Source organism: Streptomyces sp. NPDC020742 (genome assembly GCF_040641675.1).
Lineage (GTDB): Bacteria > Actinomycetota > Actinomycetes > Streptomycetales > Streptomycetaceae > Streptomyces.
Genome location: NZ_JBFAEA010000004.1, coordinates 347878 through 360934, shown reverse-complemented (window position 1 = coordinate 360934; position 13057 = coordinate 347878). Strand labels below are relative to the sequence as shown.

Genomic DNA, 13057 nt, shown 5'->3' with positions numbered 1-13057 from the left:
CCGTACTCTTGGGCGCGTGCAGGAACGCCACACGGAACACGACGCCCCCCTCGCCCCGCTGACCACCTTCCGGCTCGGCGGCCCGGCGACCCGCCTGACCACGGCCACCACGGACGACGAGGTGGTCGCCGCCGTCCGCGCGGCCGATGACGCCGGGACGCCCCTGCTGATCATCGGCGGCGGCAGCAACCTCGTCATCGGCGACAAGGGCTTCGACGGCACCGCCCTACGCATCGCCACCCGCGGTTGCACGCTCGACGGCACGGCGCTGGAGCTGGCCGCGGGCGAGAACTGGTCCGACGCGGTGGCCCGCACGGTCGAGGCCGGGCTGGCCGGCATCGAGTGCCTGGCCGGCATCCCCGGCTCGGCCGGTGCCACCCCCATCCAGAACGTGGGCGCGTACGGCCAAGAGGTCTCCAGCACGATCACCGAGGTCGTCGCCTACGACCGCCGGGCCGGCGAGACCGTCACGCTCTCCGGCGAGGAGTGCGGCTTCGGCTACCGCCACAGCCGTTTCAAAGCGCGCCCGGACCGCTTCGTGGTGCTGCGGGTGCGCTACGCCCTGGAGGACGCCGGCGGGCTCTCCGCGCCCCTGAAGTACGCCGAGACCGCCCGCGCGCTCGGCGTGGAGCCCGGGGACCGGGTCCCGGCGGCCGTCGCCCGGGAGACCGTCCTGGCGCTGCGTGCGGGCAAGGGCATGGTCCTGGACCCCGACGACCACGACACCTGGTCGGCCGGCTCCTTCTTCACCAACCCGATCCTCACCGAGGCCGATTACACCGCCTTCCTGGAGCGCGTCCGCGACCGCCTGGGCCCCGACACCGCCCCGCCCGCCTTCCCGGCCGGCGACGGGCTGGTGAAGACCTCCGCGGCCTGGCTCATCGACCGGGCCGGCTTCACCAAGGGCTACGGCACGGGCCCGGCCCGCATCTCCACCAAGCACACCCTCGCGCTCACCAACCGGGGCGGGGCGACCACTGAGGACCTGCTCGCGCTGGCCCGTGAGGTCCGGGACGGTGTCCGCGCGGCCTTCGGCGTCACCCTCGTCAACGAGCCGGTGACGGTCGGCGTCAGCCTCTGAAGCCTCTGACCGGGGGCGTCATCCGGCCAGCCAGGCGTCGATCTCCGCCAGCAGCCGCTGCTGCTCGTCCTGCGGGGCGCGGGAGCCGCGGACCGACTGGCGGGCCAGCTCGGCCAGTTCGGCGTCCGTGAAGTCGTGTGCGGTGCGCGCGATCTCGTACTGCGCGGCCAGCCGGGCGCCGAACAGCAGCGGGTCGTCCGCACCCAGCGCCATCGGCACCCCGGCCTCGAAGAGCGTCCGCAGCGGGACGTCCTCCGGCTTCTCGTAGACCCCCAGCGCCACGTTCGACGCCGGGCAGACCTCGCAGGTCACCCCGCGCGCGGCCAGCCGGCGCAGCAGCACGGGGTCCTCCGCGGCCCGTACGCCGTGCCCCACCCGTCCCGCGTGCAGATCGTCCAGGCAGTCCCGGACGCTGGCCGGCCCCGACAGCTCACCGCCGTGCGGCGCGGACAGCAGCCCGCCCTCCCGGGCGATGGCGAAGGCGCGGTCGAAGTCCCGCGCGAAACCTCGGCGTTCGTCGTTGGAGAGCCCGAAGCCGACCACCCCCCGGTCCGCATAGCGCACCGCCAGGCGGGCCAGCGTCCGGGCGTCCAACGGGTGCTTCATCCGGTTCGCCGCGACCAGGACGCGGATGCCCAGGCCGGTGTCGCGCGAGGCGCGCTGCACCGCGTCCAGGATGATCTCCAGCGCCGGGATCAGACCGCCCAGCCGCGGTGCGTACGAGGTCGGATCGACCTGGATCTCCAGCCAGCGCGACCCGTCCCGGACGTCCTCCTCCGCGGCCTCGTGCACCAGCCGCTGGATGTCCTCGGGCTCGCGCAGGCAGGAGCGGGCGATGTCGTACAGCCGCTGGAAGCGGAACCAGCCGCGCTCGTCCGTGGCCCGCAGTCTGGGCGGCTCCCCGCTGCGCAGTGCCTCCGGCAGATGGACGCCGTACTTGTCGGCGAGGTCTAGCAGGGTCGCGGACCGCATCGAACCGGTGAAGTGCAGGTGCAGATGGGCCTTGGGCAGCCGGCGCAGATCCCGGGCGGCGGCTCCCTCGTGGGCACGAGTGCTCTCCATCCGAGGATCTTGCCGCATCGGGCGGCACGCCGGTAGGGCCTTTCCCGAAGGGGTGTCCGGAAGAACGGGCGAGCGGGCGGCCGGACCCTCGTCCGGCCGCCCGCTCCGCTCACCTACGGAGATCCGGAGGTGCCTACTTGGCCTCCGCCAGCAGCTTCTGCAGCCGGGACACGCCCTCGACCAGGTCCTCGTCGCCGAGCGCGTAGGAAAGCCGCAGGTAGCCGGGGGTGCCGAAGGCCTCGCCCGGGACGACGGCGACCTCCGCCTCCTCCAGGATCAGCTCGGCCAGCTCCACGCTGCTCTGCGGGCGCTTGCCGCGGATCTCCTTGCCCAGGAGCCCCTTCACCGACGGGTAGGCGTAGAACGCGCCCTCCGGCTCCGGGCAGAGCACGCCGTCGATCTCGTTGAGCATCCGCACGATGGTCCGGCGGCGCCGGTCGAAGGAGACCTTCATCTCCTCGACGGCCTCCAGGTCGCCGGAGACGGCGGCGATGGCCGCGACCTGCGCGACGTTGGAGACGTTGGAGGTGGCGTGCGACTGCAGGTTCGCGGCGGCCTTGATGACGTCCTTGGGGCCGATCGCCCAGCCCACCCGCCAACCGGTCATCGCGTAGGTCTTGGCCACGCCGTTGACGATGATGCACTTGTCGCGCAGCTCGGGCACGACCACCGGCAGCGAGGAGAACTCCGCGTCGCCGTAGACCAGGTGCTCGTAGATCTCGTCGGTCAGCACCCACAGGCCGTGCTCGGCGGCCCAGCGGCCGACCGCCTCGACCTGCTCGCGGGTGTAGACCGCACCGGTCGGGTTCGACGGGGAGACGAACAGCAGCACCTTCGTGCGCTCCGTGCGGGCCGCCTCCAGCTGCTCGACCGACACGCGGTAGCCGGTGGTCTCGTCGGCCACCACCTCGACCGGCACACCGCCGGCCAGCCGGATCGACTCGGGGTAGGTGGTCCAGTACGGCGCGGGGACGATGACCTCGTCGCCCGGGTCCAGGATGGCGGCGAACGCCTCGTAGATGGCCTGCTTGCCGCCGTTCGTCACCAGGACGTTCGCGGCCTCGATCTCGTAACCGGAGTCACGCAGCGTCTTCGCGGCGATCGCGGTCTTCAGCTCGGGGAGGCCGCCGGCCGGGGTGTAGCGGTGGTACTTCGGGTTGCGGCAGGCCTCGACCGCCGCCTCGACGATGTAGTCGGGCGTGGGGAAGTCGGGCTCACCGGCGCCGAAGCCGATCACCGGGCGTCCGGCAGCCTTGAGAGCCTTCGCCTTGGCGTCGACGGCGAGGGTCGCGGACTCGGAGATCGAACCGACGCGGGCCGAGACCCGGCGGTCGGTGGGGGACGATGCGGAAGGGGTTGCAGCGCTCATATATGCATCGTTGCAGACCCCTCACGGGCCCGACACACGGGTTTGCGGGGCATCACCGGGACAATCGTGTTCGACGCCCGGCCCGGAACCACGTACACTCGCTGACCGTTGGCTCCCAACAGGCCGCCGCGGCTCACGCACTTAGTGCACTCGGTCGCATGCGGTAGGTTGGGGGAACCACAAAGGGTCGTAGCTCAATTGGTAGAGCACTGGTCTCCAAAACCAGCGGTTGGGGGTTCAAGTCCCTCCGGCCCTGCTACACGCACTCTCACCGTAGTGCGTGCAGGCGTACGTATGCACCGCCGTGCGGCTCCACCGGGCGCGGCACGGCCACGACCCGGATTCAGGTGAGGACGAGTGACGGACGCCCTGGGCTCCATCGACATGCCTGAGCGCGGTCGTTCCGAGGACGAGGCCGCGGGGTCCGAGAAGAAGCCCCGTCGTGGCGGCAAGCGCGGCAAGAAGGGCCCCTTCGCACGCCTCGCGCTCTTCTACCGCCAGATCGTCGCTGAGCTCCGCAAGGTCGTCTGGCCCACGCGTGGCCAGCTGTCGACGTACACCAGTGTGGTGATCGTCTTCGTTGTCATCATCATCGGTCTCGTAACCGTGATTGACTTGGGAATCAACCGAGTCGTCGGGTACGTCTTCGGCTGATCCCGCGGAGGGCGCCTGCGCGGGCGCCCCTTTCGCATGTTCAACCCCTTGAAGCCAGGAAGAAGCAGCCACCGTGTCTGACCCGAACCTGAACGACGCCGCCGAATCCGTCGAGGCGGCAGAGGCTGACGTTGACGCGGCTGCCTCTGCCGAGGTCGAGGGCGACGACACCTCCGTTGACATCGTCGAGAACGCCGACCACGTCGACGAGGACGATGAGCTCGACGCCGAGGACGCTGCCGCCGGCGAGCCCGCCGAAGAGGCCGCGGTGCACGTCGAGGAGGAGGCCGACGCCACCGCCGAGGTCGCCGAGGACGAGTCCGCCGAGGAGCAGGAGCCGGTCGATCCGGTGGCCGCCCTCCGTGACGAGCTGCGCGGCCTGCCCGGCGAGTGGTACGTCATCCACACCTACGCGGGCTACGAGAACCGCGTGAAGACCAACCTCGAACAGCGCGCCGTCTCGCTGAACGTCGAGGACTACATCTTCCAGGCCGAGGTGCCGCAGGAAGAGGTCGCCCAGATCAAGAACGGCGAGCGCAAGACCATCCGCCAGAACAAGCTCCCGGGCTACGTCCTGGTGCGCATGGACCTGACGAACGAGTCCTGGGGCGTCGTCCGCAACACGCCGGGCGTCACCGGCTTCGTCGGCAACGCCTACGACCCCTACCCGCTGACCCTGGACGAGATCGTCAAGATGCTCGCCCCGGAGGCCGAGGAGAAGGCCGCCAAGGAGGCCGCCGCGGCCGAGGGCAAGCCGGCGCCGTCCCGCAAGGTCGAGGTCCAGGTGCTGGACTTCGAGGTGGGCGACTCGGTCACGGTCACCGACGGTCCGTTCGCGACGCTGCAGGCGACGATCAACGAGATCAACGCCGACTCGAAGAAGGTCAAGGGCCTGGTCGAGATCTTCGGCCGGGAGACCCCGGTCGAGCTGTCCTTCGACCAGATCCAGAAGAACTGACCGCGCACAACTGAACCGGAGGGGCCCCGGCCCTTCCGGACACCGGCTGCCGACCAGGTCAGACGGGCCCGAGGGCCGGTCTGACCTGCTCGGTTTTTGGCCGCACGACCATACCCGTTATCGTTGTGCGGTATGCCTCCATCTGGATGACCGGATGGAACGGCGAAACACCTCTCACTAGGACCCGGAGAGAGCATGCCTCCCAAGAAGAAGAAGGTCACGGGGCTTATCAAGCTCCAGATCCAGGCCGGCGCCGCGAACCCGGCCCCGCCGGTTGGCCCCGCGCTGGGTCAGCACGGCGTCAACATCATGGAGTTCTGCAAGGCCTACAACGCCGCGACCGAGTCGCAGCGTGGCATGGTCGTGCCGGTGGAGATCACGGTCTACGAGGACCGTTCCTTCACCTTCGTCACCAAGACCCCGCCGGCCGCGAAGCTCATCCTGAAGGCCGCGGGCGTGGAGAAGGGCTCCGGCGAGCCGCACAAGACCAAGGTCGCCAAGATCACCCGCGACCAGGTCCGTGACATCGCCACCACCAAGATGCCCGACCTGAACGCCAACGACCTGGACGCCGCCGAGAAGATCATCGCCGGCACCGCCCGTTCCATGGGCATCACGGTCGAGGGCTGACCTCCAGCCCGTAAGGCACCTCCGTGGCAGGGCCAGGCGCTGGCCCGGACCACGACTCCACACCCACTGCACCAGGAGCAGAAGTGAAGCGCAGCAAGACTCTTCGCAACGCGGACGCGAAGATCGACCGGGAGCGTCTGTACGCCCCGCTCGAGGCCGTCCGTCTCGCCAAGGACACCTCGTCCGCCAAGTTCGACGCGACCGTCGAGGTCGCCATGCGTCTGGGTGTCGACCCGCGCAAGGCCGACCAGATGGTCCGTGGCACCGTGAACCTCCCGCACGGCACCGGTAAGACCGCCCGGGTCCTGGTCTTCGCGACCGGCGACCGTGCTGCGGCCGCGGAAGCCGCCGGCGCCGACATCGTCGGCTCGGACGAACTGATCGACGAGGTCTCCAAGGGTCGTCTGGACTTCGACGCCGTCGTCGCCACCCCGGACCTCATGGGCAAGGTCGGCCGCCTCGGCCGCGTGCTCGGTCCCCGTGGTCTGATGCCGAACCCGAAGACCGGCACCGTCACCCCGGATGTCGCCAAGGCTGTCACCGACATCAAGGGCGGCAAGATCGAGTTCCGCGTGGACAAGCACGCGAACCTCCACTTCATCATCGGCAAGGTCTCCTTCGACGAGACCAAGCTGGTGGAGAACTACGCCGCGGCGCTCGAGGAGATCAACCGCCTCAAGCCGTCCGCCGCCAAGGGCCGTTACATCAAGAAGGCCACCATCACCACCACGATGGGCCCCGGCATCCCGCTGGACGCCAACCGCACCCGCAACCTCCTCGTCGAGGACGAGGCCGTCTGATCTCCCCGATCGACGCCTCGTAGCGCGTAGCTGCCGTCAGGCCCCGAACTCCCCAGGGAGTTCGGGGCCTGACGCATGCGGTGTCACCCGTCTGGTCTAGAGTCGGCCCCGAGGTCCATAAAAGAAAACTAAGGGGGAGCCTCAAGTGCGCACCATGCGTATGGCCGCTGCAGCGGCGGGAGTTGTCATGCTGGTGGGCGGTCTGACCGCCTGTAACAGCGGCAAGAGCGACGACAACGCCGGCGGCAGCGGCGGTGGGGCGGGAGCCGGAAAGTCTCCGCTGCAGGCGGCGCTGGCGTCGCTGAAGACGGCCTCGCAGCAGACGGACGGCAAGAAGTCCGCGAAGATCGACGGCACCCAGAAGACCGGCCCGACCACCCGCACCATGAAGGGCGCGATGGACTGGTCGAACGGCATCCAGATGCAGCTGGACATCACCATGTCCGGCGGTCCGGCCGCGGGCAAGCCGATGAAGGCGCTGTACACCCCCGACGCGATGTACATGAACATGGGCATGCCGATGGGCGGCAAGTCCTGGATCAAGTACGACTACGACATGCTGGCCAAGCAGGCCGGCCCGTCGGGCGCGCTGATCAAGGACATGATGCAGAACAACGACCCGAGCAAGTCGGTCGAGTTGCTGATCGCCTCCGGCAAGGTCAAGGAGGCCGGCAAGGAGGACGTGCGCGGTGTGCAGGCGACCCACTACACCGGCACCGTCGACGTGGCCGAGCTGACCAAGATGCAGGCCAAGAACCTCACCGACGCCGATATGAAGGGGCTGGAGCGCCAGCTGAAGGCGACCGGTGCCTCCACGGAGACCATCGACCTGTGGATCGGCCCGGACAACCTGCTGGTGAAGAAGCGCGAGCAGATGAACGGCAAGCAGCCCTACGACTCCACCATCTTCTACTCGGACTACGGCACCAAGGTGTCGGTGACCCCGCCCCCGGCGAGCGACACCGTGACCCCTCCGGCCTCCTGAGCCCGCGGCGCTGAGGGACGTCACCGGCGTCCCTCAGCGCCGATTTGCCTGCCGCGGGCTGCTCCCGTACCGTATCCGGGAAGCCAAAGACCGCTGGTTGTCTCTGCGCGTCCGATCCCGGGCGTGTGGTGGCCGAAGGATCCGCTAGCTGCGGACGGCCTGCGCAGGTGACTGAGGAAGAACTCCCGGGCGTCAGCCTGGTCGAGTCTCGCCCCGTGCGCCTGCGCCGGGGCGTTTGTTTTGCCCAGCCCCTTCTGCGCGGTCCTCATCACCCGGAAGGAGGCCGAGGCTCATGGCGACGTCCGACAAGATCGCAGCCGTTGCAGAGATCACGGAGAAGCTCCGTGACTCCAATGCAGCAGTTGTGACCTCTTACACCGGACTGACTGTGGCACAGCTCAAGGAGCTGCGCCGTTCTCTCGGCGAGAACGCTCAGTACCGTGTGGTGAAGAACACGCTGACCAAGATCGCGGCCCAGGAGGCCGGGATTCCGCTGGACGAGCACCTCAATGGCTCGACGGCTGTCGCTTTCGTCACCGGTGACCCGGTCGAGGCGGCGAAGGGTCTTCGTGACTTCGCCAAGGAGAACCCCTCTCTCGTCATCAAGGGCGGTGTCCTTGACGGCAAGGCGCTGTCCGCCGACGAGATCAAGAAGCTTGCGGACCTCGAGTCCCGCGAGGTTCTGCTCGCCAAGCTGGCGGGCGCCATGAAGGGCAAGCAGTCCCAGGCTGCCGCGCTCTTCCAGGCGCTTCCCTCGAAGTTCGTCCGCACCGCGGAGGCGCTTCGTGCCAAGCAGGCCGAGCAGGGCGGTGCCGAGTAATTCGGCTCGCACATTGGCAGCCGCTGCCTAGGTACGCCTAGGCAGGGAGGCCACAGCGGGCCCGACGTACGCCCGCCTCACATGTACATCCGGCACCAGCCGAATTAGTGGAAGGACCGCCCATCATGGCGAAGCTCAGCCAGGAAGACCTGCTCGCGCAGTTCGAGGAGATGACCCTCATCGAGCTCTCCGAGTTCGTGAAGGCCTTCGAGGAGAAGTTCGACGTCACCGCTGCCGCCCCGGCCGCCGTCGTCGCCGCCGGTGTCCCCGGTGCCCCGGCCGCCGCCGCCGAGGAGGAGAAGGACGAGTTCGACGTCATCCTCACCGGTGCCGGCGACAAGAAGATCCAGGTCATCAAGGTCGTGCGTGAGCTGACCTCCCTGGGCCTGAAGGAGGCCAAGGACCTCGTGGACGGCACCCCGAAGCCGGTCCTCGAGAAGGTCGCCAAGGACGCCGCCGAGAAGGCCGCCGAGGCCCTCAAGGGCGCCGGTGCCTCCGTCGAGGTCAAGTGACCCCACTGAGTCTCTGACTCACGTCCTGAGCGCCTGAGGCGTAACGGACGACCAGCCAAGGGCGATCACCCATGCGGGTGGTCGCCCTTCGGCGTGCTCGCCACGGCTGCATTGCCTCGCGCCGGAGTGCGAGTATGGTGATCTTCGTTGCCCGGACGTGCTCCCATGTGACGATCTCGCAGAGGTGGGGGGCCTTGACGAACCGGACGCGGCGCGCAATTCTCGGGACGCGACGCAGAAGCGATCCAGGGTTCGAGGCATGGATCGCCGACGAAGAGGGAAGCATCGGTGTGCGCCACTGGCGCAGGGCTTTCGGCAGGCGCAGGGCATTGAGAAGAACAAACGAGGGGATCCTCCGCTGCGGAGGACGCGACTTCCCGGAGGAGAAGATCGGTATCACGGCGCTGAACCGGTCTCCGGAAACTCGCCCTGGACATCAGTGGGCCTTGTGGCTACACTGACCCTTTGCGCTGCCTGTTAGCTGCTCCCTGCCCGTCACCAGGGGCATATCCGAGCCCGAGCAAAGCTGGATGATCGGCCCTGACCTGGGCTTTCCCTCAGTCTGCTCGATTCGGAACCGGTACGCGCGTAGTGAGTCCGAGCCCTCGGAAGGACCCCCTCTTGGCCGCCTCGCGCAACGCCTCGACTGCCAATACGAACAACGGCGACAGCACCGCCCCGCTGCGCATCTCTTTTGCGAAGATCAAGGAGCCCCTCGGGGTTCCGAACCTCCTTGCGCTGCAGACCGAAAGCTTCGACTGGCTGCTCGGCAATGCCGCATGGAAGGGTCGCGTCGAGGCTGCGCTGGAGAGTGGGCAGGAAGTCCCCACCAAGTCCGGTCTGGAGGAGATCTTCGAAGAGATCTCCCCGATCGAGGACTTCTCCGGGTCGATGTCGCTGACGTTCCGCGACCACCGCTTCGAGCCTCCGAAGAACTCCATCGACGAGTGCAAGGAGCGCGACTTCACGTACGCCGCGCCGCTCTTCGTCACCGCTGAGTTCACGAACAACGAGACCGGCGAGATCAAGTCCCAGACGGTCTTCATGGGCGACTTCCCGCTCATGACGAACAAGGGCACCTTCTGCATCAACGGCACCGAGCGTGTCGTCGTCTCGCAGCTGGTGCGCTCGCCGGGTGTCTACTTCGACAGCTCCATCGACAAGACGTCCGACAAGGACATCTTCTCCGCCAAGATCATCCCGTCCCGGGGTGCCTGGCTGGAGATGGAGATCGACAAGCGCGACATGGTCGGCGTCCGCATCGACCGTAAGCGCAAGCAGTCCGTGACCGTCCTGCTCAAGGCGCTCGGGTGGACCACCGAGCAGATCCTCGAGGAGTTCGGCGAGTACGAGTCCATGCGCGCCACCCTGGAGAAGGACCACACCCAGGGCCAGGACGACGCGCTGCTGGACATCTACCGCAAGCTGCGTCCGGGCGAGCCGCCGACCCGCGAGGCCGCGCAGACGCTGCTGGAGAACCTCTACTTCAACCCCAAGCGCTACGACCTCGCCAAGGTCGGCCGCTACAAGGTCAACAAGAAGCTCGGCGGCGACGAGCCGCTCGACGCCGGTGTGCTCACCACCGACGACATCATCGCCACGATCAAGTACCTGGTGAAGCTGCACGCCGGTGAGACCGAGACGATCGGCGAGAACGGCACCGAGATCGTCGTCGAGACCGACGACATCGACCACTTCGGCAACCGTCGTCTGCGCAACGTGGGCGAGCTCATCCAGAACCAGGTCCGCACGGGTCTGGCTCGTATGGAGCGCGTCGTCCGCGAGCGCATGACCACCCAGGACGTCGAGGCGATCACGCCGCAGACCCTGATCAACATCCGGCCGGTCGTCGCCTCCATCAAGGAGTTCTTCGGCACCAGCCAGCTGTCCCAGTTCATGGACCAGACCAACCCGCTGTCGGGTCTGACCCACAAGCGCCGTCTGTCGGCGCTGGGCCCGGGTGGTCTCTCCCGTGAGCGGGCCGGCCTGGACGTCCGTGACGTGCACCCCTCGCACTACGGCCGCATGTGCCCGATCGAGACCCCCGAAGGCCCGAACATCGGTCTGATCGGCTCGCTGGCCTCGTACGGCCGGGTCAACGTCTTCGGCTTCATCGAGACCCCGTACCGCAAGGTCGTCGACGGCCAGGTCACGGAGGAGGTGGCCTACCTCACCGCCGATGAGGAGGACCGCTTCCTGATCGCCCAGGCCAACGCCAAGCTCAGCGAGGACATGCGCTTCTCCGAGCAGCGTGTGCTGGTCCGCCGCCGTGGCGGCGAGGTCGACCTGGTCCCCGCCGACGAGGTCGACTTCATGGACGTCTCGCCGCGCCAGATGGTGTCGGCCGCGACCGCCATGATCCCGTTCCTCGAGCACGACGACGCCAACCGCGCGCTCATGGGCTCGAACATGATGCGCCAGGCCGTTCCGCTGATCAAGGCGGAGTCGCCGCTGGTCGGTACCGGCATGGAGTACCGCTGTGCGGTCGACGCCGGCGACGTCATCAAGGCGGAGAAGGACGGTGTGGTCCAGGAGGTCTCCGCGGACTACATCACCGTCGCCAACGACGACGGTACGTACACCACGTACCGCGTCGCCAAGTTCACCCGCTCCAACCAGGGCACCTCCTTCAACCAGAAGGTCGTCGTGGACGAGGGCGCGCGGGTCATCGAGGGCCAGGTCCTCGCCGACGGTCCGTCCACGGACGAGGGCGAGATGGCGCTCGGCAAGAACCTGCTCGTGGCGTTCATGCCGTGGGAGGGTCACAACTACGAGGACGCGATCATCCTGTCGCAGCGCCTCGTGCAGGACGACGTCCTCTCCTCGATCCACATCGAGGAGCACGAGGTCGACGCCCGTGACACCAAGCTCGGCCCCGAGGAGATCACCCGGGACATCCCGAACGTCTCCGAGGAGGTCCTCTCCGACCTCGACGAGCGCGGCATCATCCGGATCGGTGCCGAGGTCGTCGCCGGCGACATCCTCGTCGGCAAGGTCACGCCCAAGGGTGAGACCGAGCTGACCCCCGAGGAGCGCCTGCTGCGCGCGATCTTCGGTGAGAAGGCGCGCGAGGTGCGCGACACCTCGCTGAAGGTGCCGCACGGTGAGATCGGCAAGGTCATCGGCGTCCGCGTCTTCGACCGCGAAGAGGGCGACGAGCTTCCCCCGGGCGTGAACCAGCTGGTCCGCGTCTACGTCGCGCAGAAGCGCAAGATCACCGACGGTGACAAGCTCGCCGGCCGTCACGGCAACAAGGGCGTCATCTCGAAGATCCTGCCGGTCGAGGACATGCCGTTCCTGGAGGACGGCACCCCGGTCGACATCATCCTCAACCCGCTGGGTGTCCCGTCCCGAATGAACCCGGGACAGGTCCTGGAGATCCACCTCGGCTGGCTCGCCAGCCAGGGCTGGAAGGTCGAGGGCTCCGAGGACTGGCAGCAGCGTCTGCAGGCGATCGGCGCCGACGACGTCGCGCCGCGCACCAACGTCGCGACCCCGGTCTTCGACGGTGCGCGCGAGGACGAGCTGGCGGGTCTGTTCGACTCGACGCTCCCCAACCGCGACGGTGAGCGGATGGTCAAGAGCTCGGGCAAGGCCCAGCTGTTCGACGGCCGCTCCGGTGAGCCGTTCCCGGACCCGATCTCGGTCGGGTACATGTACATCCTCAAGCTGCACCACCTGGTCGACGACAAGCTGCACGCCCGCTCGACCGGTCCGTACTCGATGATCACCCAGCAGCCGCTGGGTGGTAAGGCTCAGTTCGGTGGTCAGCGCTTCGGTGAGATGGAGGTGTGGGCGCTGGAGGCTTACGGCGCCGCATACGCCCTCCAGGAGCTGCTGACGATCAAGTCCGACGACGTCACCGGCCGCGTGAAGGTCTACGAGGCCATCGTCAAGGGCGAGAACATCCCCGAGCCCGGCATCCCCGAGTCCTTCAAGGTGCTCATCAAGGAGATGCAGTCCCTGTGCCTCAACGTGGAGGTGCTGTCCTCGGACGGCATGTCCATCGAGATGCGCGACACCGACGAGGACGTCTTCCGCGCTGCGGAGGAGCTCGGCATCGACCTGTCCCGGCGCGAGCCGAGCAGCGTCGAAGAGGTCTGACGGGTCTGGCCGGGACCTGCTCGTACGGACAGGTCCCGGCCCCGCCCCGGACCCCGACAGACCATAGAGACACGACCCTGAG

General features: G+C 68.1%; 11 protein-coding genes and 1 tRNA gene. 10 read left to right on the top strand and 2 right to left on the bottom strand.

The genetic code is table 11. The annotated features are described in order from the left end of the window. The first annotated feature begins 16 nt into the window (after positions 1-16). Positions 17-1081, top strand: coding sequence for a UDP-N-acetylmuramate dehydrogenase (locus tag AB0G84_RS11055; RefSeq protein ID WP_361318418.1), 1065 nt, complete (start codon positions 17-19; stop codon positions 1079-1081). 18 nt (positions 1082-1099) lie between these two features. Here the strand turns inward: AB0G84_RS11055 and AB0G84_RS11050 are convergent, their stop codons facing one another. Further along, positions 1100-2143, bottom strand: coding sequence for an adenosine deaminase (locus AB0G84_RS11050; RefSeq protein ID WP_361318416.1), 1044 nt, complete (start codon positions 2141-2143; stop codon positions 1100-1102). A gap of 133 nt (positions 2144-2276) precedes the next feature. After that, complete coding sequence (locus AB0G84_RS11045; RefSeq protein ID WP_361318414.1) at positions 2277-3512, bottom strand: pyridoxal phosphate-dependent aminotransferase; 1236 nt, start codon at positions 3510-3512, stop codon at positions 2277-2279. 183 nt (positions 3513-3695) lie between these two features. Between AB0G84_RS11045 and AB0G84_RS11040 the strand changes: the two genes are divergently transcribed. The 9 genes from AB0G84_RS11040 to rpoB all read left to right on the top strand — a co-directional run bounded on the left by AB0G84_RS11040 (position 3696) and on the right by rpoB (position 12975). Beyond that, positions 3696-3768 (top strand) — tRNA-Trp (locus AB0G84_RS11040). 101 nt (positions 3769-3869) lie between these two features. Next, positions 3870-4166 (top strand): preprotein translocase subunit SecE, encoded by a 297-nt coding sequence (gene secE / locus AB0G84_RS11035; protein ID WP_361318412.1) that lies wholly within the window; start codon positions 3870-3872, stop codon positions 4164-4166. A 73-nt stretch (positions 4167-4239) separates the two neighbouring features. Further along, positions 4240-5124, top strand: a complete 885-nt coding sequence (gene nusG, locus AB0G84_RS11030) for a transcription termination/antitermination protein NusG (RefSeq protein WP_361318410.1) — start codon at positions 4240-4242, stop codon at positions 5122-5124. Positions 5125-5319: 195 nt separating this feature from the next. After that, entirely contained in the window at positions 5320-5754 is a 435-nt protein-coding gene (gene rplK, locus AB0G84_RS11025) for a 50S ribosomal protein L11 (RefSeq protein WP_030412999.1), read from the top strand. Between the two features lie 83 nt (positions 5755-5837). Continuing rightward, a complete protein-coding gene (gene rplA / locus AB0G84_RS11020; RefSeq protein ID WP_361318408.1) occupies positions 5838-6554 on the top strand; it encodes a 50S ribosomal protein L1 in 717 nt (238 codons plus the stop codon). Positions 6555-6708: 154 nt separating this feature from the next. Next, on the top strand, positions 6709-7539 hold the full coding sequence (locus AB0G84_RS11015; RefSeq protein ID WP_361318585.1) for a hypothetical protein: 831 nt from the start codon (positions 6709-6711) through the stop codon (positions 7537-7539). A gap of 292 nt (positions 7540-7831) precedes the next feature. Further along, positions 7832-8359 (top strand): 50S ribosomal protein L10, encoded by a 528-nt coding sequence (gene rplJ, locus AB0G84_RS11010; protein ID WP_361318406.1) that lies wholly within the window; start codon positions 7832-7834, stop codon positions 8357-8359. Between the two features lie 125 nt (positions 8360-8484). Then, positions 8485-8871, top strand: a complete 387-nt coding sequence (gene rplL / locus AB0G84_RS11005; protein WP_265362214.1) for a 50S ribosomal protein L7/L12 — start codon at positions 8485-8487, stop codon at positions 8869-8871. Positions 8872-9492: 621 nt separating this feature from the next. Continuing rightward, positions 9493-12975: a DNA-directed RNA polymerase subunit beta gene (gene rpoB / locus AB0G84_RS11000; protein ID WP_361318404.1), complete on the top strand. Its 3483-nt coding sequence runs from the start codon at positions 9493-9495 to the stop codon at positions 12973-12975. Positions 12976-13057 lie beyond the last annotated feature (82 nt).